Genomic DNA, 24,873 nt, shown 5'->3' on the forward strand with positions numbered 1-24,873 from the left:
TTCACTGTATTTATGCTGAAACCTCACTATAAGGTCTGCTCTGTACGGCTGATGATATCATCCTGAACTTCTTTTGCCAGAACCGTAAACTGCGCGCTGTATCCTGCGACGCGGACAACCAGGTCCTTGTAATCCTCAGGACGCTCCTGGGCTGCAAGCAGCGTGGCTCTGTCAATAACGTTAAACTGCACATGCATTCCTTTGTGGTCAAAGTAGGAACGCACAATGGATGCGAAACGCTTTAAGCCTTCGTCTCCTGCAAGTGCGGATGGAAGGAACTTCTGGTTGTACAAGGTTCCGTTGGAATAGTTTGAATGGTCCAGTTTTGCCACGGACATGGCTGCTGCTGTCGGCCCGTTGGTATCCTTGCCCTGTCTTGGGGATACGCCGTCAGCCAGAGGAGACTTGGCAAGCCTGCCGTCCGGAAGGGCGCCTACGTCCTTGCCGAATAATACGTTGGCAGATACAGGATAGCATCCTGCCTGGAACTGTCCGCCGCGCGGATTCTTATATTTCTCTACCTCGTAGGAATAAATCTGTCCGCAGCGCCTTGCAATCATATCCACTTCGTCGTCATCGTTGCCAAACCATGGCGTATTCTCCATCAGTCTCTTAATGTGGGCGTAATCCGCATTTACACAGGCAGCTTCTGCCTTGGCAGGCTCTGCTGCTGACGGCCAGCGGCATGCCTGTGCCGGGGCGGACAGCTGTGCCTGAAGGTCTGCCAGGTTGATGGAGCCGTTATTGCTCAGGATTCGCTTCACTGCTTCATAAATCCTTGCCTCGTCCGTGCCCGGGTCAGCTGCTGCCGGGGCGGAGGCATTGCACGCATAGCCGAAGTTATTGGCCAGGGCTTCCTTTAACTGGGCCATGGTCACTTCCTTGCTCTCAAATACATGCTTCTTGATAGCGCACAGGGAATCGCCGGAATCAGCTACGCCGAATGCCTGCGGCCCTGTAAAGTTATAGATTGCTCCGCCTTCCTGAACGCTCTTTCCTCTTCCGATACAGTCGTCAACCAGTGCTGACAGGAATGGAAGGGGTGCTCTCTCCGCATGGGCGAAGTCAACACAGTTGTCAGCCTCAGCCAGATGATACACAAAGTATTCCATCTGTTTTTTGTAAGCTGCAAATATGTCTTCCAGGCTGCTAAAGGAAGTGATGTCGCCTGTCTGCGGCCCTAACTGCTTGTCGCCCACCTTGCCGTTATTCAGGGTGATTTCCAGAACCTTGGCAATGTTAAAGAATGCGGCATCATGCCATCCCTCTGTCTTATGCGGGCACTGCGGCTCCACGCAGCCGATGATGCAGTAGCTTCTGGCGTCTGCCAGGGATACGCCTCGGTTGCACAGCGCGGGAATGATAACCTCGTCGTTATACATGGCCGGTACGCCCAGACCCAGGCGGGTCACTTCGCAGGCCCTGTAAAGGAATTCATCCGGTGTATTCTGGTGAACACGGATGGAGAAGGACGGGGCCGGCAGCGCCACATGGGCAACTGCTTCCATACACATATAAGATACGTCGTTGGTTGCATCCAGTCCGTCCTCGGTCTGTCCGCCTACAATCAGGTTCTGGAATACCGCGTATCCTGCAAAGGCCTGTGCGGAAACCTCGTCGCGCGTCTTGTTCACATCATTTAACTTAACCCAGATACAGTCCACCAGTTCCTGCGCGAATTCCCTGGAAATGTTCTTATCCGCCGCCAGATGGGGATACATATACTGGTCAAAACGTCCTGGTGAAATGGAATGTCCGTTGGCCTCAATCTGAAGAAGAATCTGTACAAACCAGAATGCCTGGCATGCCTCGTAGAAATTGGTGGCTCCTCTTTCAGGCACCCGGTCGCAGTTGGCTGCAATCTGAAGCAGCTCTGCCTTTCTTGCGGGTTCCAGGCAGGCGGCCGCCATTTCCCTTGCCTTTGCAGCATAGCGGTGGGCAAAATTGATTGCCGCTGTATATGTAATCACCAGAGCCTCATAGAAGTTTTTCTTCTTAATATATTCCGGGTCGCTGGTATCCAGCTTATCCATTGCCTCAATTACCTGTTTGATGATTCCTGTAAAACCGATTTCCAGAACCTTGCCGTAGTCCACGCACACATGACCTACGCCGCCGTAGAAGTAGTTGCCCACTGTAAATACGCCGTTGGCAATACAGTCCTTTGTCTCCTGGGACATGTAGGAGTCAGCCAGGGCGCTGGTGGTCTTTCCTTCCCAGTATTTAAACGCCTCATGCAGCTCTGCCGCCGTATCTTTTGGTATCTGGAAGGGGTCAGCCATTCTGGTGCCCATTGTCTCAAATTCCTTCTCAACCCAGTCATAAGAAAATTCAGGACAAATCTCTGTTGAACGCAGATTCTTTGTGATTGCGCCTACCACCAGCTCATCATCATGGATGGTGATGGGAAGATTGTTGAAAATCTTCTCAGCAGCCTTGGCACGACGCATAATAGGAGACAGCCCCTCTGTCTCTTTGTAGGACTCTGTTACGAGAACCGCCCTCTCAGACTCAACGTATGGAGTTGCGTCGACAATGGCTCTCTTAAGACGTTTCACTCTCTCGGTTGGTTCTGTAAACCCCTTTGCTATCATACAAATATCCTCCTTTATTTTGTTTTCGATTTATGGTTTCCGGTTTCCAAGAATGCCCCGGCTCATTTCCCGGGGCGTCCCTCCTCCCCATAATATCCTATGGAGCCGGAAAACAGGACATATTATTAAAACGTAAAAAAAGTAAAATCCAGACTTTTTGATGATTAAAGACCAGCCATTTTCACTACAGTGCCGTGACGCCCAGCAGCTTCAGAAACCCTTTCAGAATTTCCACATTGCCCGGCCAGGCAGGGGAAGTTACCAGATTATCACAAACCACCGCCTCGTACGGCTCCTTTTCCATGAAAATACCTCCTGCTGCCAGCACCTCGGGACGCACAGCCGGATAAGCCGTAACCTGCTTTCCTTTGAGCACCCTTGCCGCAGTCAGAATCTGCACCCCATGGCAGATAGCTGCAACCGGTTTTTTCAAATCCATGAAATAATGCACCATATCCAGAACCCTTGGATTCAGCCGGAGATACTCCGGCGCCCTTCCGCCTGTGAGGAACAATCCGTCATACTGCTCCAGCTTCAGGTACTGGAAAGAAGCATTGAGCACAAAGTTATGTCCCGGCTTTTCAGAATAGGTCTGGTCACCTTCAAAGTCATGGATGGCTGTCCTTATGGTATCGCCCGCAGCCTTATCCGGGCAGACCACATCCACCTCCACCCCGGTTACCAGCAGTGCCTGGTACGGGACCATTACCTCATAATCCTCCGTATAGTCACCTGCCAGCATCAACACTCGTTTCATCTGTTTCCTCCTCTCTCTCCCACGGCATCACATCGCCCTCTTCCCTCAGGTAATTCAGAATATCCCCCACCCCTTCGCCGGTCACGGAGCTGACATAAAATATCTTTTTGCAGCCCGTAAGCTCCAGCCACATGGCGGCCAGGTCCGGCCTGGCATCAGGCTGGTCTATCTGGGTCACGATTCCTATGACCTCCCTGGTTGCCATGGACACAATATTAGGGCTGTATAATGAATAATCCTCAATGGCGCTCATCAGCAGTCCCACGATATCCGCCTCATAGGAGTACAGAATCAGCGCCCTTGCCAGGGTTTTGTTTTCCGCGTACTCCCCCGGCGTATCAATAATCACATCATAGTTATTAATGTACTGGGTCTTATGGTATGTTGTCTTCCTGCCCTTCATGGCCTGCGTCAGCGTTGTCTTGCCGGCGCCGCTGCGCCCCACCAGCATAATTTTTTTCATTGCCCCTCCCTGCTTCTGGTATGGAATCAGGCCTTTGTTATTTTGCATACGGTAAAACCCAGCTCCGAGGACGTATACTCCAGAATACGCTCAAAGGCAATATTGACATCGGAAATGGTTCCCGTGATAATGAGCGTGCCGCTGAACCGGTCAATGAAACCAATCTGTATGGCCGAAGCCTTAATGGCCAGGTCCGCGGTTATGATTGCTGTCTCGCTTGGTGTAAGTGTCAGCACTCCGATGGCCGACCGGTGATAATCAACCTTTGGATCCAGTCCCAATTTTCTGTAAATAATCTCATCCGGGCTGGCTATTATATGAGCCATGGTAATCTGTTTGCCCGGCACTGATTCCTGTATAATCCGCATCAGGCCTTCCTGACCAGCCTTCCAGTCCTTTATTTCCATCCATTTCCATCGCCTTTCCAACTTTATTTTTATATTGTAACATTACACAAAGGCTTTCCCTTAGTAATAGACAAACTGATTTACTGTATTATCCAGACGTATCCTCCGGGAAGCAGACAGTATTGAATAATACCGTTTTTTAGACTGGCCATTCATTGTATAGGATGTCTTTTTTCTTTATAATTAATAAAAAAGGACCTTAATGGTATATGAAGGGAGATATATATGACACTGCTGGAACAAATAAAAGAAGCTGGAATCGTCGGGTGCGGCGGGGCCGGCTTCCCTGCTCATGTCAAGCTGAACTGTACCGTGGAATATCTGATTATCAATGCCGCTGAGTGTGAGCCGCTTCTGCGGACCGACCGCTGGCTCATGATTCACAAAGCAAAGGAGATTGCTGCTGCCGCCGGCATGATTGGCGACATGGTGCAGGCGGACAAACGTTATATCGCACTGAAAGAGACATACACGGAGGAGATTGCTGCCCTGGAAGCCGCTATTGCGGACCTGGGCAGTCCTGTCAGGCTGTACAGGATGAAAAACTTCTATCCGGCCGGAGATGAACAGGTCATGGTCTGTGACATCACGGGCCGCACGGTTCCTCCTTCCGGAATTCCTCTTGACGTGGGAGCCGTTGTCTCCAACCTGGCCACGGTCCACACCATTTTCAACGCTGCCCAGGGACAGCCCTTTACGGAAAAATATCTGACTGTCACAGGCGCCGTCGCCTCCCCCTGTATTGTCCGCGCCCCCCTGGGGACATCCTTTGCAGAATGTCTTGCCCTGGCGGGAGGAAGTCTGCTTACCTCCTATCATGTAATTGCAGGAGGACCCATGATGGGTAAATGCCATGATATGGAGGAGGCTGCTGCACTCACTGTCACAAAAACCACCTCCGGTTATATCATTGTGGCAGACCAGACGCCACTTGTGGAGAAACATAACATTCCTGTGTCTGTTTCCCTGAAGCGGGCTAAAATGTGCTGTATCCAATGTTCCTGCTGCACCCAGATGTGTCCGCGCTACCTTACAGGCCATCCCCTGAAGCCCCATATGATTATGAGGAAGCTGGCCTATGCGCAGTCTCCCCAGGATGTCTTGGAGGATGAGCATGTAAAACAGACCATGATATGCAGTGAATGCGGGCTGTGTGAAACCTATGCCTGCCCCATGGGCCTTCAGCCCCGCCAGGTCAATATCCATATCAAAAACCTGCTCCGGCAGAATCAGTTCCGCTACCAAAAGCCTTCCGGGACCTTCACACAGCTGGAAGAGCGAAGCTTCCGGAAAGCGCCTTCCAAACGTATGGCGGTCCGTCTGGGCGTTGACCAGTACTACGATTATCACATTGACCGCTGCGTAACCGCAGAGCCTGATACTGTGCGCATTTCCCTCAGGCAGCACATTGGGGCGCCCAGCGTACCCATGGTACAGCCGGGCGGCAGGGTTGAGCGCGGACAGCTGATAGGAGCAATCCCGGACCAGGCCCTGGGCGCCAATATCCACGCAAGCATATCCGGAACCGTTACCCGGGTCACTCAAACAGAAATTGTCATCTCTGCCGGCAGGCAGTAGTCAGGAGGAAAATCTTATGATTACCATTGGTTTTTTAGAGTTAAACAGCATTGCCAGAGGTATCCTGGCAGCAGACATGATGCTTAAGGCAGCGGAAATCAGGCTTGTTTCTGCAAGACCCAGCTGTCCGGGCAAATACCAGATACTAATAACCGGAGAGGTTTCAGCCGTGGAATCGGCTTTGAGGATTGGAGAGGAGAGCGCGAAAATCAATGTGGTGGACCGGCTTCTCATCCCAAGGGTACATCCCCAGGTAATCGAGGCCATCAACATGTCCTCCATGCCTTCCAGCCTGAAGGCCCTGGGCATCCTGGAATTCTTCTCCGTCACCGGTGCAGTCATTGCAGCCGACGCAGCAGCCAAGGCGGCCAATGTTTCCCTGATTGAAATCCGGCTGGGCACGGGCATCGGAGGCAAATCCTTTGTCACCTTTACAGGGGATGTGGGCGCAGTTGAGGAAAGTGCGGAGGCAGGGGCGAAAACAGCGGAGAACAGCGGCGCCCTGGTGGCAAAGGTCGTAATTGCGCATCCGGACAGGGAACTGTACCGCAGCCTGCTCTGATAAGGAGGTAACACCATGAATGACACTTATGCAGCAAAGGAAATAACAGCCGCTCTGGTGGACGCCCTGAAGCATCAGGGATTATGTCTGAAGGAAGCCCTGAGGCTGATTGAAAAGGGCGAGGAAATGGCGGAGCGCATCCGGGTTCCCATGGTCATCACAGTGGTGGACCAGGGAGGGAATATGGTTGCCATGCACCGGATGGATGATTCCCTTCTGGCCAGCATCTCCATCTCCTGTTCAAAGGCCTACACGGCAGCCGCCCTCCGCGCGCCCACGGAGGACGCTGCCAGGGACATCCTGCCGGGACAGCCCCTGTACGGGCTTCAGCAGACCCACCCCGGCAGGTTCTGTATCTTTGGCGGAGGACTCCCCATCATGAAGAACGGACGCTGTATCGGCGGCCTGGGTGTATCCGGCGGCTCGGTGGAACAGGATGTGGCTGTGGCCAGATATGCACTGTCACAGGACTGACCCGATTTTATCTTAGAAACAACAGCAAAAAAGACAGGATACACGGGAATTGATACCGTGTTTCCTGTCTTTCTTGATGCCGGGTCTTATATGCAGTTTTCTTGCCGCTGGTACTGCGCGCAGCCCCTGCTGCCTGTCTTACATGCGGCATTTGGCCCTGCATACAGCTATTCCTGTTCTTCCTTCTTTTCCTTGTTGGGAATGTAATAGCAGTTCGGGCATTCATCCGGGTCCTTTTCTGCCTTCTTATTCTGATAGATGCAGCTTGGACAATCGTCCGGGGGTTCTTCTACTTTGTCCGTCTTGTAGAAGTTGCCGGAATATTTTTTATCGCTCATGCTGTTGCCTCCTTAAAAACGTGGTGTATTTCTCCTCTTTCTGTGATATCATTATAACAGAAACCATCATTCAGATAAAGGAGGAATCAAGATTGAACCGAATCATTGGAAAAAAAGCTCCTGATTTTCATTTAAAAGCTGTCTCCGGAGATGGAGAAGATTTTTTTGACGTAAGCCTTGACACCTATAAAGGCCATTGGCTGGTCCTGTTCTTCTATCCCATGGATTTTACATTTGTCTGCCCAACTGAAATTACCTCATTCAGCAATGACCTGCATCTGTTTGAAGAGGCGGATGCCAGACTGCTTGCCGTCAGCACGGACAGCGAGTACACCCATCAGGCATGGATTAGAAACGGCCTGGGCCCTATCGGATATCCCCTGGGCGCCGACAAGACCCTGTCCATGACAGCTGACTACGGCGTTCTCCTGGAAGACCAGGGGGTTGCCCTGCGGGGTCTGTTCATCATTGACCCTGACCGGATAATACGTTACAGCGTGATACATGACAACAACATCGGCAGAAATACCCAGGAGGTCCTGCGTGTCTTGAAGGCGCTGCAGACAGGCTCCCTCTGCGGGGCCAACTGGACCATTGGAAGCCGGCCCCTGAAGGAAGACAGGCCCTCGCTCCCTCACACGGTTTCCTCTGACAAAACAGTACGGATATATACCCTTCCGGGCTGTTCCTACTGCCGCCAGGTCAAGGAATTCTTATCAGACAACGGCATTTCCTACAAGGAAATCAACCTGGAAAACGACGCCGAAGGCCAGGCTTTCATGGACAGCAGGGGCTATACCGCTCTTCCTGTAACCGTCATTGGCAGCCATGAGATTTCCGGATTCCGCCTGGATAAAATCAGGGATTTGCTGCTTTAAACGCTGAAGAATCCGTTTCCAAACAGTATATTCACAATGAACGTAAAGAGAAAGATGGTGAATGCAGGAGGGTCTATATGGGTGTCGCAGCAGCTGTTGAATGTCTTGCCCACAAAGTCACCGAACAGCGAGGTCAGTATTCCGAATACAATACCCATAACGGGATTTTGGGAGGAAACAGCTGCCAAAGCCGAAATCAGCGCAATGTGATGGGTTGCAGGCATGGCAAAGCCGGTCTGGGCAAAAATCAGGGAAACGGCTGCTATTCCGAAGCAGAGCACGGGATAGCTGCCTATGGCAGCTGCTGACGCCCCGCCGTCCAGAAGGGCCTGATACACAAAACCGGTTGTGGTTCCCAGGCCAAGACCAAGTATTACATTACAGAGCATTCCCTTTCCGCCGGTAAAATACTCCCTGGTTTCACCAGGCGCAGCCTTTCCGATAAGGCCGCTGGTGCCGAACACCAGGCGCGCAATGACGGCTGACAGGATAACGGTAAATCCGGGAAGGTCCGTATTCAGATGAAGAACCGTCCCTATCAGATAATGAATGAGAAAACCAATCACGCCGAACACACCGCCTACCAGCAATGTGGCCGGGTCTGCCAGTCCATTAAGACAGGACAGGATATCGGTTCCGCTTCCCAGCTTCTTTGCCCTGCCTGCGTAGGCGGAAGCAGCCACACCGCCGGCAAAGGCAATGTGCGGACCAAGGTAGGAGCCAAAGGCAATGAAACCCACTGTCGTGTCCGCTCCTCCTGCCATGGCGGCCACCGACCCTGCAATTGCAATCACGCCGGTCAGTATAAATGCAGGCAGTGCTCCCATGTATGCGCCTATGATTCCTCCTCCAAATGATGCTACTAATGCAAACAAATTCATATGTTTGTATTCTCCCTTCTCTTTTTTATCTGCCTGAAGGCAGTCCCCTTATATGTACCCTTCCCTCCTTTCCCTACCTTTTTGTTATTATGATTTTAACATCCCCTGTGCTGTTTTCCCTTATCCTATTCATGCTAAAAAAAGGTACTTTCAAGACATTTTCTTCCATATCACCCCATAAATACGCCGCAAAAAAACCGGTGCGCATGTTTTGAAATTACATGCACACCGGCCTTTTGCTGTTTTACCATACTGTTTTAATTATTTCTTCCTTAATGCTCCACTAATGCAAGTGTTTCCCTTGCAATTGCCAGCTCCTCGTTGGTAGGAATAACAAGAACGCTTACCTTGGAATCAGGGGTCGAAATCACGATTTCCTGTCCTCTCTTTGAGTTGGCCTCATCATCAATCTCAATTCCCAGGAATGCAAGATATTCGCACACTTTCTTCCTGGTTTCCTTGTCATTTTCGCCCACGCCTGCTGTGAATGCAATGGCATCCACGCCGCTCATAGCAGCTGCATATGCGCCTACGTATTTAGCTACCCTGTAAGCAAATGATTCCAGAGCAACCTCTGCCTTTTTATTGCCGTCCTTTGCAGCGGTCTCCACATCGCGGAAATCACTGGAAACGCCGGACATTCCGTATACGCCGGACTTCTTGTTCAGCACGTTCAGCATCTGGTCAATGTCCAGATTCTCTTTGTGCATGATGAACTGCAGGGCGCCCGGGTCCACATCGCCGCTTCTGGTTCCCATAACAAGTCCCTCTAATGGAGTAAGTCCCATGCTGGTATCCACGGATTTTCCGTTGAGAACAGCTGAGATACTGGAACCGTTGCCCAGGTGGCAGACAACTGTTTTAAGGGAATCATAGGAACGGCCAAGAACCTCGGCTGTTCTCTTGGACACGTAGCTGTGGCTTGTACCGTGGAAGCCGTATCTTCTCACCTTGTATTTCTCATAATACTCATATGGAAGTCCATACAGGTATGCCTTCTCCGGCATGGTCTGATGGAAGGCTGTATCGAATACACCTGCCATTGGAGTATTTGGCATCAGTTCCTGGCAGGCACGGATGCCAATCAGGTTTGCCGGGTTGTGAAGAGGCGCCAAATCGCTGCACTCTTCGATAGCCTTAACTGCCTCTTCCGTAATCAGGGTAGATGCTGTAAATGCTTCTCCTCCATGTACGATTCTGTGTCCCACTGCCCCTACTTCGTCCAGGCTCTTAATTACGCCTGTCTTATCGTTGGTCAGGGCATCCAATACCATCTGAATGGCCTGGGTATGGGTAGGCATAGGTGAAACGGTTACTTCCTTTTCTCCCCCTGCCGGCTGATAGGTAATCTGGCTTCCCTCAATACCGATTCTCTCGCAAAGTCCCTTTGCAAGCACGGCCTCTGACGCGGAATCAATCAGCTGGTATTTTAATGATGAGCTCCCACAGTTAATAACTAATATATTCATTGATATCTCCTCCTATATTCCGGCCTATTCAGCCTGTGCCTGAACGGCCGTAATTGCTACTACACCCACAATATCATCTGCACAACAACCCCTGGACAAATCGTTAACCGGTTTTGCAATTCCCTGGGTAACAGGGCCGTAAGCCTCTGCCTTTGCCAGTCTCTGAACCAGCTTGTATCCGATATTGCCGGCATCCAAATCCGGGAACATCAGTACGTTTGCCTTGCCGGCCACTTCACTGCCCGGCGCCTTGGAGGAAGCAACCTCCGGTACAAGGGCTGCATCCAGCTGGAGTTCCCCGTCCAGCTTAAGCTCAGGATAAAGCTCGTTGGCAATCCTGGTAGCCTCCACTACCTTGTCCACATCAGGATGCTTTGCTGAGCCCTTGGTGGAATGGGACAGCATGGCCACCCTTGCCTCCTTCTGTACCAGCAATTCAAATGAATCAGCGGATGATTTGGCGATAGCTGCCAGTTCCTCCGGATTGGGATTCTGGTTCAGTCCTGAATCGGCAAAAATAAAGGTTCCTTCTGCTCCGTATTCGCAGTCCGGAACTACCATGAGGAAAAATGCAGATACAAGCTTTGTGCCTGGCTTTGTCTTGACAATCTGCAGGCATGGCCTTAATGTATCGGCCGTGGAGTGGCAGGCGCCGGATACTAATCCGTCTGCATCTCCGTTTTTAATCATAAGACAGCCGTAGTAGGCATAATCGGACAAAATGATTTCCCTAGCCTTTTCCGGTGTCATTCCCTTTGATTTCCTCAGCTCTACAAATAAATCAATATACTCCTGAGTCTTCTCATAGGTTTGAGGATTAATCACTGTTGCACCTGATACATCCAGTCCCTTGCTGTGGTCGGCAATGTCCTCCGGTGTTCCTATAATAATCAGATTGGCGATGTCCTCTTTCAATATCGTCTCGGCCGCCTCCCAGGTTCTCCTGTCCATAGACTCTGGCAGTACTATGGTCTTTTTGTCAGCCCTGGCACGAGCTTTAACTAAATCGATAAATCCCATGATAAATTTACCCCTTTCCTTGGTGTATTTAAGCATACATCTTTATTATATACTGACAGAATTGGAGATACAAGCCGATTTTATCCAAATATTGCACTTTTTCGTATACCTGAGGACATTTTGTGTTTATTTTCCACCATTTCTGCAGTGGCAGCCGGTATGCAGCAGGGCCTGTGCCATTTCCCATGACACAATCAGCCGTTCTGCTGTCCCGGAACGCAAAAAATCCGCGGGGCCCCTGTGTCCTGCCCGCGGATTCAGATACCGGATGATTAAATTTTCTCGTAACGGTCCACGTTAATCACGAAGATAGTGGCGCCGCCCACATCCACCGTCATCGGCATCGTTGCATAATTGACCATGGTGGTGCCTGATATATACGGCATGTTGACTGTCAGCTTCTGATGCTGTCCGCATTCCTGCTTAATCACATCAATCACTTCCTGCACCTTATCATCTTCTGCACCAATCATCAATGTTGTATTCCCTTTTTTCAGGAAACCTCCTGTGGTGGAGAGTCTTGTAACACTGTAATGATGCTGGGTCAGCTGGCTTACAACATCATCTTCATTATCATTTCTCACAATTGCATACACTAATTTCATAAGCTGTACCTCCTTGGCGAGTTTATATACGTTAGTATAGCACATTTTCCAGTTAAAATCTGTAATTTTTTCGCAAATGTTTCTTAATTCCCTAAATCCACGGGGTGCCCAGGGAATGGGGTTCCTCCCCCATGCTGCCCAGAAGCTGCCTGCCCGCGCGGACCGCTGTCCGCAGCGCCTGTCTTACGGCTGCTGATTCCCCTGTAAAACACAGCACCACTTCATTGGCAAAACAATTGTCAAGGGGATGATGATAGCCTGTGACGGTTACAGGCGCTGATTTTACCGCCAAATCCGATACAACACATCCAATGGCCGCCGGACCGCAGCATATGATACCAAAGGCTTTTCCTTCCACTGCTCCCAGGGCTTTGACGCAGCACTGTCCGGCTCTGGCCGTATAGCTGAAGGACAGATGGCCCGCCTCATTGACGTAAACCTCTCCAAACTGCCTGGGAAGCTGTTCCAGGGCAATCTCCACCGCCCGTCTTGCGTCCCATACATCGTCTGCCCCAATGTAGAACAGGGTGCCGCACCCTGCCCCGCCTTTGCTGTCCCGGCAGGCTTCCATGGATATCAGCTCCGCGTTTGCTGCCTTTACCGCCTCGTCCACTGCAATCACCTGGGGGCCCACTGCCACCCGGCCTCCGAATATGCCGATGGAACGGTATTTTCCCAGCTTCATGAACCGTACAAGAGACGGGTCGATTCCGGGAATCACCAGACCGATCGTATCTCCGATGGCGGTACCTACAAACTCCGTTAACTGGCTGTGTTCTGACATATGTATCCTCCTGTTGATAAGGAGCCGCCGGTCTGCCGGCGGCCCTTATCCGGCTTATGATGATGGAACATGAATATTATACCATAGCCGTTTATCCAGATACATGCACAATCAAAACCATAAATTTGTAAAATACATGTATCTGTGAAGGTACTGTACAGATACAAATACATTTCTTCAGAATCCGGAGAATGCCATCAGCTCTGGGCTGCCGGCCTGGTCCCCAGGGTCACCTGCACATCGTGCTCCACGTATGCCCCGTCCGTCAGTGACTGGACGGTCAGGGTGACGGAAGCGCCGCCCTCATAGTAAGTAAGCATCTGCTTCAGTTCTTCCATGCTGGTGACGGACTGGCCGTCAAATTTGGTGATGATGTCCTTTTCTTTTAAATCAGAGGATGAGGCAGCTCCGCCCTCCACGATTTTGTAAACATAGATACCCACCGGCATTCCGTACATCTGCGATGTGGCAGCGTCAATGTTGGTTCCCTGAATACCCAGATAGCCCTGAGCGTCCTCGGATACAGCCACACGCGTCTTCTTTGTCATCAGGCTGTTTAAAATGTCCTGGGCCTTGGAAATCGGAATGGCAAAGCCCATTCCCTCCACTTCCGTGGATGCTGTCTTGGCTGCGTTGATGCCGATAACGTTTCCATTTAAATCAATGAGCGCACCGCCGCTGTTGCCCGGGTTGATGGCAGCGTCTGTCTGGATAAAGGTTCTGCTGATTCCTTTTTCATCTGTAATCTCACGGTCCAGGGCGCTTACATACCCGACGGTGACGGACTGGCCGTAGCCAAGGGCGTTTCCGATGGCGATAACCTGCTGCCCCACCTTGATTTCATCGGAGTTGCCCAGGGTTGCCACCTTAATCTTGCTCATGGTGTCCGACGGGATGTCCTTTAACTGCACTGCAATGATTGCCAGGTCAGATGCGGAATCCGTTCCCTTAACAGCCGCGCTTACGTCCTTGTTGTCCACAAATGTAACCTTTAAGTCAGAGGCTCCGTCCACCACATGGTTATTGGTGGCAATGAGAAGCTCTGTGTCGGTCTGGTTCACGATGATGCCGGAGCCGCTGCTCTGCGCCGTGTAGGTCTGGGGCATTCCGAAGAAATCCCGCTGCTCCACGGTCATGGTGTCATTGATGGCCACAATGGACGGCATGGCGTTTTCCACGATGCCCGACACGTCGGTGACAGCGGACACGGCCGTGGTTCCCTGGTTTCCGGATGCCTGTGTATTGGCCGGTACCGCCTGGCCTATCTGGCTCTGTGCCTGTGTCTCAGCCATTGTGCCTGCAGCAGCGTATGCACCGGTAAGCCTGTTTCCCAGATAATTTACGCCTGTCATCACTCCGCCTGACACGGTTCCAAAGAGGACTGCTGCTGCCGTGATTCCGGCCACCCGTTTGGCGAAGCGTCCCCTGTTTGAACGATTCTGACGTTTATCGCCGCTGCCCTGACAGCCCTGATAGGAATTTCCTCCATAGTAATCCTGGCGTTGGGGCTGGCTGCCGTAAGGAGGAAATCCGCCCTCCTGTCCCTGGCTGTGCTGGAACCGGGCACTCTGATTTCCCTGGCCCTGCTGGTTCCTCCCATCACCTGGAGTCGTCCAGTTCACGGTTGTCTCCGGTATATCCCTGTGTTCCACCGTTTCATTTCCCAAACCATTCATATTCTTATTTTCATTCTCGTACATAGCAAAGTCTCCTTTCATACTTTTCTCTATTTTTTATTAACTGTAAGGGCTGTCTCTTAATTGCTCTTCCTTTTTACATTTATTAATATAGCCGTCATTTATGGTGGAATTGTGAAACGATTGTGGAGAATCTGTGTTCTAATTATTATAGATTTATAAACTGAACATGAACAAATGCCATCTGGACGGAATGGATGTTTGCAGATATAATGGACATGATAAAATAAACCGGTAAACAATCAGGACAGGGGTAAATAAATTTGGGACAGTCAGTAAACTTGGGAAAACCAGCGGATTTCGGGAAAACAGCAACATGGGAAAAACCTGCGAATTCAGGGAAAACAGCAAAACAGGAACAGCCCCTAAGGGTAATCGGCATCATTGCCGAATATAACCCGTTTCACAGCGGACACAGATATCAGATAGAGGAAGCAAAAAAGCGGACCGGCGCGGACTGGTGCATTGTGGCCATGAGCGGTGATTTTGTACAGAGGGGCGGGCCTGCGGTCTACAGCAAATACCTGCGGGCAGAAATGGCTCTTTCCTGCGGCGCAGACCTGGTGGTGGAGCTGCCCTCCGCCTTTGCGGTCAGCAGTGCAGAGGACTTTGCCGCCTGCGGTGTGGCCCTGCTCACAGGACTGGGGGCAGTGGATGTGCTTTGCTTTGGCAGTGAGGATGGGGAGATACACAGGATTCAGACAGCTGCCCGTATTCTGGCGGAGGAAGGCGGGGACTTTTCCGCTCTGTTAAGCCGGGGGCTGCGCAGCGGCCTGAGCTGGCCCCAGGCCCGCAACCAGGCTCTGCTGGAAATGGCGGAAAAAGACAGGGATTTTCCGCTGAAACCAGAAGAAATGGGCCGGCTTCTGGGCTCTCCCAACAATCTTCTGGGAATCGAATACTGCAAGGCCATCCTGCGCCAGAACAGTCCCCTTATCCCGCTGACCATCCTTCGCCAGGGCCGGGGATACCACGATAAGGAACTGGAAGAGGGTCAGGCCTCCGCCTCCGCCATCCGGCGGATACTCCAAAAACAGGAGCCGCCCCATGATAGGGGCCTGTCCTCTCATGGAAAGCTGGCCCAGGAGGCCAGGCCGCACATTCCCCGGGCAATCTGGTCCCTGTACGGCCAGGAACCGCCAGTGGAGGCCAATGACCTGTCGGAGGTGCTGAACTTTTGCCTCCTGTCCCTGAAACGGGAGGGACAGGACTATACCTTATACGGGGATGTGTCCCCGGAAATGGCCCGGAGGCTGGACAACTGCCTTCTTCAGCAGACCAGCTGGGAAGGCCGGATTGAACAGCTTAAGACCCGCCAGTATACTTATACACGAATCAGCCGGGCCCTTCTTCACATAGTGCTTGGCCTGACCGCTGTCAAGGTGCAGGCCTACAAGGCCGCAGGCCGCGCCCCTTACGCCAGAATCCTGGGATTCAGGAGGGAATCCAGGGAACTGCTGGCCCTGGTAAAACAAAAAACCTCCATTCCCCTGATTACCAAGACAGCTGATGCTCCCCATATTCTCACCGGGACAGCCCTGGACATGTTCACACAGGACATCTACGCCTCCCACATCCGCCAGGCCCTGCTTTCGGAAAAGCTGGGTAAGCCTGTACGCAACGAATTTAACCAGCCAATCTGTATTTTATGATATAAAGGACAAAAGGGCGTGTCCGCGGATGCTTTGCATTGCCGCTGACCTGCCCTATTGTTTTCTTAATTACTATTTCCCAGACAGCTCCCATAACTCCGGGGCCAGCAGTTCCACCACAGTGGGCTTCACATCCAGAAAATCCACCAGCTCCCGTATCTGCCGGCCGTTGTCCCGTCTCTTTCCCTGGCGCACAGCCCGAATCAGAATATTCTTCGGCGTGTGCTCCATGTCAATAAATTCCAGAATCTGGGTCCGGTATCCCCTGTATTCCAGGACCTGGGCGCGGATGGCATCCGTGTAAAGAGCTGCCATGCGCTCTTTTATCAGGCCGTATTGAAGTACCGGCTTAAGGAGGCTGTTGGCCATCTGCCCGTTCAGCTCATGCTGGCAGCAGGGAACCGACAAAATGACCCTGGCTCCCCAGTTCACTGCCTTTTCAAGGGCATAATCCGTGGCCAGGTCGCAGGCGTGAAGGGTGACCACCATGTCCACCTGCTCCACTCCCTCAAAGGAGGCAATGTCACCATGGCAGAAGGTAAGCCCCTCGTAACCATACTGCCTGCCAAGGCGGCTGCAGTGCTCTATGACATCCTTCTTAAGGTCCAGGCCTATGATTCGGACCGGATATCCCTTTAATTCCTTCAGATAATAATACATGGCAAAGGTGAGGTAGGATTTACCGCACCCAAAGTCAATGATGGTGGACTCCCTGTTCTGGTCCAGGTTGGGGAGAATATCCTCAATGAACTCCAGAAAACGGTTTATCTGCCTGTATTTGTCATAACGGCTGTTTACCACCCTGCCCTCTTTTGTCATGACTCCTAAGTCCACCAGAAATGGAACCGGTATTCCCTCTTCCAGGATATAATGCTTTTTCCGGTTATGGGACAGCAGGCCGGAAAGCCCTGGTTCCCTGGGAGACTGGGTTCCGGGAGAGTGAATCCTGGCAGGCTGGGTTCCTCCCGGCCTCGGATTCAACTTCACCTTCACAGTTACCTTTCCCTTCCTGCTCACCAGGATAAGGGCCTTTCCAAGGCCGGATGCAATCTCAGCCTGTCGGAAGGAGCCATCCAGAAGCCCTGTTACATAATCAGCTGCCTGGACCCGGTCCAGATTGCGGTGAAACGCCTGTCTGCCGCACTGCTCCTCTGCCTGGAACATCAGCCTGCCCTTCATGAGCAGGGGACGGATTCTGGACCGGGAAATTGTTTCGCTGTCAATTGGGTTGCTCATAAGAATCCGTTCCAGGGATTCATTTAAGAATAGCTCCAGCGCCTGTTTGATTTCGTTACATTCTTCCTGATTCATTTCCAGCTCCTAATCCAGAAGTTTCTTGGCAAGAACAGGAAGCTGGCTTAATGACTCGATGGAGCCAGCCGGCCGCTCTGCCCTGCCAAACCCATATGCTGCATGTACAAAGGGGATTCCTGCCACACCTGCCGCTTCCTCATCCATATGGGTATCTCCCACATAAAAGCAGCGGTCCAAATGGTTTCTCTGCACCACCATGCGGATGTTATCTCCTTTTGGAAGGCCGGTATTGCCGTAACACTCAATATCACGGACATATTCCCGGAGACTGCAGCTCTTAAGAAGCACCTCGATATATCCGCACTGACAGTTACTGACAATATACAGGCCATACTGGCGGCTGAGCCGCGCCATGATTTCCCTTGCCTCCGGATACAGGATTCCGGGATGGGCCAGCAGGTAATGGTTCTCATAGGTCATGCACTCCTCCATTACCCTTCTGCACGCATCCTGGGCCAGCCCCGGAAACAATGTCTTACCAATATCCATCATGGTCTTTCCCATATTGTCATACATATCCTGAGCCGTAATCCTGACTCCCAGATGGGGATAACGCTCCAGCACCTCATTCCAGGATTCAGCCACCTGGGCAGCTGAATCCCAGAGTGTGCCGTCCACATCAAATAGTATCCCTTTATTCATACCCTGAAACCATCCTTTTCACAATCATTTAAAACCAGCCCCGTCCTGCTGTCCTTAATTCTCCGCGCTGACCCAGCCTTTTCGCAGCAAATCCGGATAAGGCTCCAGATGGGCATAGTCGTTAAAGCGCTCCAGGGTGAACCGGTCTGTTTTTCCATCCCAGTTAAGCTCTGTTATGCTGCAGTTTTCCAGGCTTTTTCCAAGTATCCTCCATGTTTTCATGGGAATTCCCAGGTAGTGCGCTGTCATGGAACGGATAACGCCTCCGTGGGTCACCACTGCTATGCGCTCATAGCCGCTTTCAGCCATTTCCCTGAACACGGGTTCCGCCCGCCGGACCACGTCCCCGGCGCATTCCCCGCCCGGATAGGGAAGGTCTTCCTCCATAAGGGACTGCTGCACCTTAAAATCCCTGTATTTTACCGCAATGTCCTGGTCTGTCATGCCCTCCATGCGGCCAAAGGATATCTCCCTTAACTCCGGCCGTATGATATGCTCCACATTCCAGTAGAGATTGGCTGCCTGAGCCGTTTCCACGGCCCGCAGCAGATGGCTGGAATAAACCACCTGTATGTTTTCATGAAACAGGCGCTCTCCTAAGAGAGACGCCTGCCTGTAACCTTCTTCACTTAAATCCACATCCACGTTGCACAGCTTGCTGCACTGCCTGCCGTGGCGTATCAAAAATATCTTCATCTGTTTTCCCTCCGTCCGGCTGTTTGAATCCCGGACAGCATTAATTCTTAAAGCTGTGGATTGGCGCCGGAATCCTTCCGCCCCTGGTCACGAATCTCCTGCAGGAGAATGTGTTCACAGGCATGACAGGCGCATATCCCAGCAGTCCTCCGAACTCGGCAGTTTCCCCAACCTTCTTGCCCACCACGGGAATCAGACGCACCGCTGTGGTCTTCTGGTTCACCATTCCAATCGCGGCCTCATCTGCAATGATGCCTGCAATGGTGCTGGAGGGCGTATCCCCCGGAATGGCAATCATGTCAAGACCAACGGAACAAACACAGGTCATGGCCTCCAGCTTCTCAATGGTCAGGGCGCCCATGCTGACCGCGTCAATCATTCCCTGGTCCTCGCTGACCGGGATGAACGCGCCGCTCAAACCGCCCACATAGGAGGAAGCCATGACGCCGCCCTTCTTCACCTGGTCATTGAGCATGGCAAGGGCTGCTGTTGTTCCGGGCGCGCCCACGCGCTCCAGGCCAATCTCTTCCAGTATCTCGGCAACACTGTCTCCCACCGAAGGAGTGGGGGCCAGGGACAAGTCAATGATGCCAAAGGGAATACCCATACGCTTGGAGGCTTCCTGGGCAACCAGCTGGCCCACGCGGGTAATCTTGAATGCAGTCTTCTTGATGGTCTCGCAGAGCACTTCAAAGTTGGCATCCCTTACCTTTGCCAGTGCAACCTTCACAACCCCGGGTCCGCTTACGCCTACATTGATGATGGCTTCGGACTCAGTTACGCCGTGGAAAGCGCCTGCCATAAACGGGTTGTCGTCAGGGGCATTACAGAATACCACCAGCTTGGCACAGCCAAGGGAGTCATGGTCCCTGGTGGCCTCGGCTGTCTCAGTCACAATTCTTCCCATCAGTTCCACTGCGTCCATGTCAATACCTGTCTTGGTGGAGCCTACATTGACGGAGCTGCACACGCGCTCTGTCTGGGACAGCGCCTGGGGAATGGAGAGAATCAGGTTCTTGTCAGCCCTGGTCATACCCTTGCTTACAAGGGCGGAATAGCCGCCGATGAAGTTCACGCCCACTTCCTTTGCAGCCCTGTCCAGAGTCTTGGCTATGGTGACGAAATCCTCAGGGCGCTTGCAGGCAGAACCGCCCACCAGCGCAATGGGGGTGACGGAGATACGCTTGTTGACAATGGGAATACCGAAATCAGCCTCAATATCCTGGCCGGTGGAAACCAGGTCCTTTGCCAGGGTCGTGATTTTCTTATAAATCTTTTCATTGAGAGCCTCAAGATTGCTGTCCACACAGTCCAGAAGGCTGATGCCCAGGGTAATGGTACGCACATCCAGCTTCTCATGTTCAATCATGTTGTAGGTCTCATTTACCTCGTACATATTTACGTTAATCATAGTTCTTTCGTCCCTTTCTTCTGAATTACAGGCCCGCCCTATCCTCTGGGGATGCCGTTAGATACGGTGCATCTTGAGAAAGATTTCTTCCCGCTGAATCTTCACGCTCACGCCGATTTCCTCTCCCACCTGTTCCAGCTCCCGGGCCACTTCGCCAAAGGACTTGGTTATGTTCTCCACGTCCACAACCATCATCATATTGAAAAATCCCTTGACAATGGTCTGGGTGATATCCAGTATATTAATCTGGTTCTCAGCCAGGTACGTGCATACGCCTGCAATGATTCCTACCCTGTCTTTCCCTACTACTGTAATGATTGCCTTATTCATCTTCATTCTCCTCACGCTTTTGTTTTATTGAAATCCGGTGAACGGATATCCATACGTTTTACAGATATATGATTTCACTCATGCAGTCCCTGCTGGCCACGGAGATGGAAAAGTCAGAGGCCCCGTAAGGGCAGTCTCCCTCGTCAATCTCCAGCCGTACAGTCTCGTAGGCCAGCTCCTCGTAATTGTTTTCCTTGCTGAGATGTCCCAATAGAATCTTTTTCAGTTTGTCATGGAGGACGCAGTTCAAAAGCCTGCCCGCATTTTCATTGGACAGATGGCCGTGGTCCCCTAAAATCCTCCGTTTCAGGTAATAGGGATAGGGGCCTGTCTCCAGCATTCTCACATCGTGGTTGGATTCCAGAAGCAGGGCATCCAGCCCCTGCAGGTGGTCTATGATATACTGGTCAAAATGTCCCATATCCGTGGCCACTGCCACGGATTTCTCCCCGTTCTGTACGCGGTATGCCACCGGATTGGCAGCGTCGTGGTCAATCTTAAAGGGCTTCACAGTCAAATCCCCTACCATGAAATCCAAATCCGGGCATACCGGAGTCAGAAGCCCTTTGTCAAATTTGCCCAGACTGCCTGCGGACGCAATCTCATCCAGGGTTTCCCGGGTCCCGTAAATAGGAATCTCATACTTGCGTGACAGCACTCCCAGCCCCTTGATATGGTCCGAGTGCTCATGGGTGATGAGAATCCCGTCTACGTCATTTCCCGTAAGCCCTATCTCATTCAGTCCCTGCTGAATCCGCTTGTTGCTGATTCCCGCATCCACCAGTATGTGGGTGCTGTCGGAACCTATGTATATACAGTTGCCGCTGCTTCCGCTGGCAATACTTACCATTCTCATGTTTTACAGTCCTTTGTCTTATTATTGCATTCTGATTTTGTTTTTCAGGAGCTGGCGAATCTGGTTCCCTGTCTCCTCCACAGAGCCGTTGTTGTCAATCACTGCGTCGGAAAATGCCCGGAACCCGGATTCAGACGCCTGGCTGTCCATGATGCTCTCCGTCTTCTCCTTGGTGTAGCCGCGGCTCTCCCTGAGACGGGCCGTGCGGTTCTCCCTCGATGTATAAACATACCACATTTCCCGGCAGTTGTCACGGAATTCTTTTGATGGGACGGCTGCCTCTATAACCACCAGCGGTTCAGGGCAGTCCAAGGCCTCCCGGAAGGCTGTTTTCCACACCAGGGGATGGGTCAGACGGTCCACCTGGCTGCGTTTTTCAGGACAGCCGAAGATGACCCCGGCCATGGCAGGACGGTTGATGGTTCCATCCTCATTCAGGATGGAAGGGCCCAGGCAGTCCACCACTGCCCGGTAACTCTCCTGCCCCGGTTCCATCAGCTTCTTTGCCACCTGGTCCGCCTGGATAACACGGAAGCCGTACTCCTCTTTCAGTATCTCCAGCACCCGGCTTTTGCCGGAGCCAACACCGCCTGTGATTCCCAATATAAATTTACCGCCTGTGGCGGGTGCATTTCCTATCGATTCCATATCCTGCCGCTGCCCTTCCGATACGTTGGTTTTTTGCGCGCTGTTTTTTCCGCTGTTTTTTCCGCACCCCTACTTTGCGTCAAACCAGGATTTTCCCACTTCCGCTTCCACCTCCAGTGAAACCCGTAAATCCGCCGCATGCTTCATCTTATCGGTCAGTATATCCTTAACCGTCTCAATCTCGTCCACGGCTGTCTCAATCAAAAGCTCATCGTGAATCTGAAGCACGATTCTGGATTTCAGGTTTCTCTTCTTCAGTTCCCGGTCCACTGCAATCATGGCAATCTTCATAACGTCTGCAGCAGTTCCCTGAATCGGTGAATTCATAGCCACACGCTCGCCGAACTGGCGCTGCATGAAGTTGGCGGACTTAAGCTCCGGTATGGGCCTCCTCCTGCCGTACAGGGTGGTTACATAGCCCTGTTCCTTGCCCTGCTTGACCAGACTGTCCAGGAATATCTTTACGCCGGGGTATGTCTCGAAATATTTATCAATATACTCCACGGCCTCCTTGCGGGAAATGCTGAGTCCCTCGCTGAGTCCAAAGGCGCTGATTCCGTAAACAATACCGAAGTTCACTGCCTTTGCATTGCGGCGCTGGAGGGGAGTCACTTCCTCAAGAGGTACATGGAATACCTGGGACGCAGTGATGGCATGGATGTCCTGGGCGGAACGGTATGCCTCAATCAGCCGTTCATCCCCTGACATATGCGCCAGGATGCGCAGCTCAATCTGGGAATAGTCTGCATCCACGAACACGCACCCTTCCTTGGGAACAAATACCTTGCGGATTTCCCTGCCCAGGGCCATGCGCACCGGAATGTTCTGCAGGTTCGGCTCCGTACTGCTGATGCGTCCCGTGGCCGTGATGGTCTGGTTGAACTTGCCGTGTATCCTTCCGTCCTCACCAATATAGGCGGCCAGCCCCTCCGCATAAGTGGAATTCAGTTTTGTCAGCTGGCGGTAATCCAGGATTTTCTGGACCACCGGATAATCAGGGGCCAGCTTTTCCAGTACATCCGCTGCCGTGGAATAGCCTGTCTTTGTCTTCTTTCCCCCCGGAAGCTCCATCTGTTCAAAGAGAATCTCTCCCAGCTGTTTCGGGGAATTGATATTGAATTCATGTCCTGTCTCCTGGTAGATTTCCTGTTCCAGCTTGGCAATTCCCACCTTAAGCCGGTCCCCGTACTCCTTAAGCTCGGCCCGCTCCACCTTTACGCCTTCCTGCTCCATATGGAAGAGGCTGTAAATCAGGGGCATCTCTATTTCCGTATACAGGGCATACATTTCCGTGTCTTTTAGCTGGGCTGCCAGAGGGGCTGCTGCCTTCCAAGCAGTATAGCCCATGTAGCATACGCAGTCCACGGCGTTTTTCTCTCCCCTCCACAGGGCGTCTCCCAGGTCCTCCTTGGCCAGCAGGTCCGCCCTGGACGGCACAGTAAGCCCCAGATAGTCCCTGGCCAGGTCATCGTAGGCATAGGTATCCTTCAGAGGGTTCAGAAGATATCCGGCCACCCCGGCGTCATACACAGGGTCGGTATCCTTCAGTTCCAGATACGGAAGCATGGACTTTAAATCCAGCACCCAGAATTCCTTAGCATCCCGGTTATCTCTGCACAGCGCCCGGAGCTGTTCCAGCAGATACTCCCCTGTAATCTGTTCTCCTGCGGCCAGGCAGTATATTTCCTCCCCGCCCAGGCAGAGGGCCAGGCCTGTGACGGGGTTCAGCCCGGACCTGGCCTTTTTCCCGGCCTTTACTTCCCCGTTCTCGTCAAAGCTGAAGGACAGCTGCTCCGCTGTTTCCTTTAACGCCCCGTCCTTTCCCAGTATGAGCTGGAAGCCTGCCAGAGACGCGCCCCTGGCCCTGCCGAATACGGCATCCGCTGTCTTCACGTCCTTCACCAGGGTGAAATGGGTTTTTACATCCGGCGCAGAGGCTTCCCGGGCAGCTGTCCCATCGAACCGGGCCAGAATGGACTTAAACTCCAGACGCTTCATATATTGATATGCTTGCGGTGTGTACAGGTCCTCAATCCTGGCATCCTCGTAATTAAATTCCACCGGGCAGTCCGTACAGATGGCCGCCAGCTTCTTGCTCATTTGGGCCATGTCATAATGCTCCTCCAGAGCCTTCCTTGCCCTGGGCGGCTTAAGCTCCTCCAGATGGGCGTAGGCATTCTCTATGGACTTGTACTGGGCGATGATGCTGGTAGCTGTCTTTTCCCCAATGGAAGGCACCCCCGGTATGTTGTCGGAGGAATCACCCATAAGTGCCTTTACATCAATGAACTCCTCCGGCGTTACCTGATACTCCTGCATCACATCCCCGGGGTAATAATCCTTAATCTCGGTCACGCCTCTGCTGGTTCTGGGAATCCGAATCTTGATGTGCTGGTCAGCCAGCTGCAGAAGGTCCCTGTCGCCGGATACAACGGATACCTCAATGCCCTGGGCCTGGCACCTCTTTGCCACGGTTCCCAGTATGTCGTCCGCCTCAAAGCCCTCCAGGGTCATGATGGGAATTCCCATGGCCTTGAGCACTTCCTTCATCACCGGAACCTGCTCATGAAGTTCCTCAGGCATGGGCTTTCTCGTCCCCTTATAGGCATCATACATCTCATGCCGGAAGGTCGGCTCCTTTAAATCAAAGGCAACCGCTGCATGGTCCGCCTTTTCCTCCTCCAATATCTTCAGCATGATATTTAAAAAACCGTACACTGCGTTGGTATGCAGACCTTCCGAATTCGTAAGGTCCGGTACCCCGTAAAATGCCCGGTTCATAATACTGTGTCCATCAATCAAAACCAATTTGTCCAT

At 52.2% G+C, this 24,873-nt stretch carries 24 protein-coding genes and 1 pseudogene; 6 read left to right on the forward strand and 19 right to left on the reverse strand.

The genetic code is table 11. The annotated features are described in order from the left end of the window. Window positions 1-26: 26 nt before the first annotated feature. The 4 genes from I2H39_RS01550 to I2H39_RS01565 all read right to left on the reverse strand — a co-directional run bounded on the left by I2H39_RS01550 (window position 27) and on the right by I2H39_RS01565 (window position 4,221). Window positions 27-2,594 (reverse strand): glycyl radical protein, encoded by a 2,568-nt coding sequence (locus I2H39_RS01550; protein ID WP_195625651.1) that lies wholly within the window; start codon window positions 2,592-2,594, stop codon window positions 27-29. Window positions 2,595-2,778: 184 nt separating this feature from the next. Then, window positions 2,779-3,351, reverse strand: a complete 573-nt coding sequence (locus I2H39_RS01555) for a DJ-1/PfpI family protein (protein ID WP_195625652.1) — start codon at window positions 3,349-3,351, stop codon at window positions 2,779-2,781. Continuing rightward, window positions 3,323-3,814 carry a EutP/PduV family microcompartment system protein gene (gene eutP / locus I2H39_RS01560; RefSeq protein WP_195625653.1) on the reverse strand — a complete coding sequence of 164 codons (492 nt, stop codon included), beginning with the start codon at window positions 3,812-3,814 and terminating at the stop codon, window positions 3,323-3,325. Before eutP ends, I2H39_RS01555 begins: the two co-directional genes overlap by 29 nt. Window positions 3,815-3,840: 26 nt before the next feature. Beyond that, a complete protein-coding gene (locus I2H39_RS01565) occupies window positions 3,841-4,221 on the reverse strand; it encodes a BMC domain-containing protein (protein WP_138310154.1) in 381 nt (126 codons plus the stop codon). Between the two features lie 225 nt (window positions 4,222-4,446). Between I2H39_RS01565 and I2H39_RS01570 the strand changes: the two genes are divergently transcribed. The 3 genes from I2H39_RS01570 to I2H39_RS01580 are packed head-to-tail and all read left to right on the forward strand — an operon-like array spanning window position 4,447 to window position 6,835. Continuing rightward, window positions 4,447-5,799, forward strand: a complete 1,353-nt coding sequence (locus I2H39_RS01570) for a 4Fe-4S dicluster domain-containing protein (protein ID WP_195625654.1) — start codon at window positions 4,447-4,449, stop codon at window positions 5,797-5,799. Window positions 5,800-5,815: 16 nt separating this feature from the next. After that, a complete protein-coding gene (locus tag I2H39_RS01575; protein WP_195625655.1) occupies window positions 5,816-6,361 on the forward strand; it encodes a BMC domain-containing protein in 546 nt (181 codons plus the stop codon). A 15-nt stretch (window positions 6,362-6,376) separates the two neighbouring features. After that, the gene (locus I2H39_RS01580; RefSeq protein ID WP_195625656.1) at window positions 6,377-6,835 is read left to right on the forward strand and encodes a heme-binding protein; all 459 of its coding nucleotides are present in this window, start codon (window positions 6,377-6,379) and stop codon (window positions 6,833-6,835) included. A 167-nt stretch (window positions 6,836-7,002) separates the two neighbouring features. Here I2H39_RS01580 and I2H39_RS01585 read toward each other — a convergent pair whose 3' ends face one another. Next, complete coding sequence (locus tag I2H39_RS01585; RefSeq protein WP_195625657.1) at window positions 7,003-7,173, reverse strand: hypothetical protein; 171 nt, start codon at window positions 7,171-7,173, stop codon at window positions 7,003-7,005. A 92-nt stretch (window positions 7,174-7,265) separates the two neighbouring features. On the opposite strand from I2H39_RS01585, the pseudogene I2H39_RS01590 reads away from it, so the two are divergent. Beyond that, window positions 7,266-7,784 (forward strand): annotated as a pseudogene (locus tag I2H39_RS01590) (peroxiredoxin); the annotation flags it as partial. Window positions 7,785-7,838: 54 nt separating this feature from the next. Beyond that, entirely contained in the window at window positions 7,839-8,051 is a 213-nt protein-coding gene (locus tag I2H39_RS29575; protein WP_319638382.1) for a glutaredoxin family protein, read from the forward strand. Here the strand turns inward: I2H39_RS29575 and I2H39_RS01595 are convergent. The 6 genes from I2H39_RS01595 to I2H39_RS01620 all read right to left on the reverse strand — a co-directional run bounded on the left by I2H39_RS01595 (window position 8,048) and on the right by I2H39_RS01620 (window position 14,510). Beyond that, window positions 8,048-8,932 carry a hypothetical protein gene (locus I2H39_RS01595; RefSeq protein WP_330640942.1) on the reverse strand — a complete coding sequence of 295 codons (885 nt, stop codon included), beginning with the start codon at window positions 8,930-8,932 and terminating at the stop codon, window positions 8,048-8,050. The two genes, I2H39_RS29575 and I2H39_RS01595, sit on opposite strands and share 4 nt — an antisense overlap. Before the next feature lie 272 nt (window positions 8,933-9,204). After that, window positions 9,205-10,401: an acetate kinase gene (locus I2H39_RS01600; RefSeq protein ID WP_138310159.1), complete on the reverse strand. Its 1,197-nt coding sequence runs from the start codon at window positions 10,399-10,401 to the stop codon at window positions 9,205-9,207. Between the two features lie 24 nt (window positions 10,402-10,425). After that, window positions 10,426-11,421: a phosphate acetyltransferase gene (gene pta / locus I2H39_RS01605; protein ID WP_138310160.1), complete on the reverse strand. Its 996-nt coding sequence runs from the start codon at window positions 11,419-11,421 to the stop codon at window positions 10,426-10,428. Window positions 11,422-11,693: 272 nt separating this feature from the next. Next, the gene (locus I2H39_RS01610) at window positions 11,694-12,026 is read right to left on the reverse strand and encodes a cyclic-di-AMP receptor (protein WP_002564328.1); all 333 of its coding nucleotides are present in this window, start codon (window positions 12,024-12,026) and stop codon (window positions 11,694-11,696) included. A gap of 91 nt (window positions 12,027-12,117) precedes the next feature. Then, window positions 12,118-12,810 (reverse strand): propanediol utilization microcompartment protein PduB, encoded by a 693-nt coding sequence (pduB, locus tag I2H39_RS01615; RefSeq protein WP_195625658.1) that lies wholly within the window; start codon window positions 12,808-12,810, stop codon window positions 12,118-12,120. Between the two features lie 197 nt (window positions 12,811-13,007). Continuing rightward, window positions 13,008-14,510 (reverse strand): trypsin-like peptidase domain-containing protein, encoded by a 1,503-nt coding sequence (locus tag I2H39_RS01620; protein WP_195625659.1) that lies wholly within the window; start codon window positions 14,508-14,510, stop codon window positions 13,008-13,010. A 260-nt stretch (window positions 14,511-14,770) separates the two neighbouring features. Here I2H39_RS01620 and I2H39_RS01625 point away from each other — a divergent pair, with 260 nt between their 5' ends. Beyond that, window positions 14,771-16,159 carry a nucleotidyltransferase family protein gene (locus I2H39_RS01625; protein ID WP_243281768.1) on the forward strand — a complete coding sequence of 463 codons (1,389 nt, stop codon included), beginning with the start codon at window positions 14,771-14,773 and terminating at the stop codon, window positions 16,157-16,159. Window positions 16,160-16,231: 72 nt separating this feature from the next. Here I2H39_RS01625 and I2H39_RS01630 read toward each other — a convergent pair whose 3' ends face one another. The 8 genes from I2H39_RS01630 to polA all read right to left on the reverse strand — a co-directional run bounded on the left by I2H39_RS01630 (window position 16,232) and on the right by polA (window position 24,873). Then, window positions 16,232-17,470 (reverse strand): SAM-dependent methyltransferase, encoded by a 1,239-nt coding sequence (locus tag I2H39_RS01630; RefSeq protein WP_195625660.1) that lies wholly within the window; start codon window positions 17,468-17,470, stop codon window positions 16,232-16,234. Window positions 17,471-17,479: 9 nt separating this feature from the next. Further along, on the reverse strand, window positions 17,480-18,115 hold the full coding sequence (locus I2H39_RS01635) for an HAD family hydrolase (RefSeq protein WP_195625661.1): 636 nt from the start codon (window positions 18,113-18,115) through the stop codon (window positions 17,480-17,482). Between the two features lie 54 nt (window positions 18,116-18,169). After that, entirely contained in the window at window positions 18,170-18,811 is a 642-nt protein-coding gene (locus I2H39_RS01640) for a histidine phosphatase family protein (protein ID WP_138310165.1), read from the reverse strand. A 40-nt stretch (window positions 18,812-18,851) separates the two neighbouring features. Beyond that, the gene (locus I2H39_RS01645; protein WP_138310166.1) at window positions 18,852-20,222 is read right to left on the reverse strand and encodes a PFL family protein; all 1,371 of its coding nucleotides are present in this window, start codon (window positions 20,220-20,222) and stop codon (window positions 18,852-18,854) included. Window positions 20,223-20,279: 57 nt separating this feature from the next. Next, window positions 20,280-20,552, reverse strand: a complete 273-nt coding sequence (locus I2H39_RS01650; RefSeq protein WP_002583283.1) for an ACT domain-containing protein — start codon at window positions 20,550-20,552, stop codon at window positions 20,280-20,282. 58 nt (window positions 20,553-20,610) lie between these two features. Further along, window positions 20,611-21,408 carry an MBL fold metallo-hydrolase gene (locus I2H39_RS01655; protein WP_138310167.1) on the reverse strand — a complete coding sequence of 266 codons (798 nt, stop codon included), beginning with the start codon at window positions 21,406-21,408 and terminating at the stop codon, window positions 20,611-20,613. A 21-nt stretch (window positions 21,409-21,429) separates the two neighbouring features. Continuing rightward, the gene (gene coaE, locus I2H39_RS01660; RefSeq protein WP_138310168.1) at window positions 21,430-22,056 is read right to left on the reverse strand and encodes a dephospho-CoA kinase; all 627 of its coding nucleotides are present in this window, start codon (window positions 22,054-22,056) and stop codon (window positions 21,430-21,432) included. Window positions 22,057-22,125: 69 nt separating this feature from the next. Continuing rightward, on the reverse strand, window positions 22,126-24,873 hold the full coding sequence (gene polA / locus I2H39_RS01665) for a DNA polymerase I (protein WP_195625662.1): 2,748 nt from the start codon (window positions 24,871-24,873) through the stop codon (window positions 22,126-22,128).

It is taken from the genome of Clostridium sp. 1001283B150225_161107_B6 (assembly GCF_015556325.1).
GTDB lineage: Bacteria > Bacillota > Clostridia > Lachnospirales > Lachnospiraceae > Enterocloster.

Excerpts from the sequence above, each read along its gene's own strand:
- I2H39_RS01550 (WP_195625651.1), bottom strand. The coding sequence starts at position 2,594 with ATGATAGCAAAGGGGTTTACAGAACCAACCGAGAGAGTGAAACGTCTT.
- I2H39_RS01555 (WP_195625652.1), bottom strand. The coding sequence starts at position 3,351 with ATGAAACGAGTGTTGATGCTGGCAGGTGACTATACGGAGGATTATGAG.
- eutP (WP_195625653.1), bottom strand. The coding sequence starts at position 3,814 with ATGAAAAAAATTATGCTGGTGGGGCGCAGCGGCGCCGGCAAGACAACG.
- I2H39_RS01565 (WP_138310154.1), bottom strand. The coding sequence starts at position 4,221 with ATGGAAATAAAGGACTGGAAGGCTGGTCAGGAAGGCCTGATGCGGATT.
- I2H39_RS01570 (WP_195625654.1), top strand. The coding sequence starts at position 4,447 with ATGACACTGCTGGAACAAATAAAAGAAGCTGGAATCGTCGGGTGCGGC.
- I2H39_RS01575 (WP_195625655.1), top strand. The coding sequence starts at position 5,816 with ATGATTACCATTGGTTTTTTAGAGTTAAACAGCATTGCCAGAGGTATC.
- I2H39_RS01580 (WP_195625656.1), top strand. The coding sequence starts at position 6,377 with ATGAATGACACTTATGCAGCAAAGGAAATAACAGCCGCTCTGGTGGAC.
- I2H39_RS01585 (WP_195625657.1), bottom strand. The coding sequence starts at position 7,173 with ATGAGCGATAAAAAATATTCCGGCAACTTCTACAAGACGGACAAAGTA.
- I2H39_RS01595 (WP_330640942.1), bottom strand. The coding sequence starts at position 8,932 with ATGAATTTGTTTGCATTAGTAGCATCATTTGGAGGAGGAATCATAGGC.
- I2H39_RS01600 (WP_138310159.1), bottom strand. The coding sequence starts at position 10,401 with ATGAATATATTAGTTATTAACTGTGGGAGCTCATCATTAAAATACCAG.
- pta (WP_138310160.1), bottom strand. The coding sequence starts at position 11,421 with ATGGGATTTATCGATTTAGTTAAAGCTCGTGCCAGGGCTGACAAAAAG.
- I2H39_RS01610 (WP_002564328.1), bottom strand. The coding sequence starts at position 12,026 with ATGAAATTAGTGTATGCAATTGTGAGAAATGATAATGAAGATGATGTT.
- pduB (WP_195625658.1), bottom strand. The coding sequence starts at position 12,810 with ATGTCAGAACACAGCCAGTTAACGGAGTTTGTAGGTACCGCCATCGGA.
- I2H39_RS01620 (WP_195625659.1), bottom strand. The coding sequence starts at position 14,510 with ATGTACGAGAATGAAAATAAGAATATGAATGGTTTGGGAAATGAAACG.
- I2H39_RS01630 (WP_195625660.1), bottom strand. The coding sequence starts at position 17,470 with ATGAATCAGGAAGAATGTAACGAAATCAAACAGGCGCTGGAGCTATTC.
- I2H39_RS01635 (WP_195625661.1), bottom strand. The coding sequence starts at position 18,115 with ATGAATAAAGGGATACTATTTGATGTGGACGGCACACTCTGGGATTCA.
- I2H39_RS01640 (WP_138310165.1), bottom strand. The coding sequence starts at position 18,811 with ATGAAGATATTTTTGATACGCCACGGCAGGCAGTGCAGCAAGCTGTGC.
- I2H39_RS01645 (WP_138310166.1), bottom strand. The coding sequence starts at position 20,222 with ATGATTAACGTAAATATGTACGAGGTAAATGAGACCTACAACATGATT.
- I2H39_RS01650 (WP_002583283.1), bottom strand. The coding sequence starts at position 20,552 with ATGAATAAGGCAATCATTACAGTAGTAGGGAAAGACAGGGTAGGAATC.
- I2H39_RS01655 (WP_138310167.1), bottom strand. The coding sequence starts at position 21,408 with ATGAGAATGGTAAGTATTGCCAGCGGAAGCAGCGGCAACTGTATATAC.
- coaE (WP_138310168.1), bottom strand. The coding sequence starts at position 22,056 with ATGGAATCGATAGGAAATGCACCCGCCACAGGCGGTAAATTTATATTG.
- polA (WP_195625662.1), bottom strand. The coding sequence starts at position 24,873 with ATGGACAAATTGGTTTTGATTGATGGACACAGTATTATGAACCGGGCA.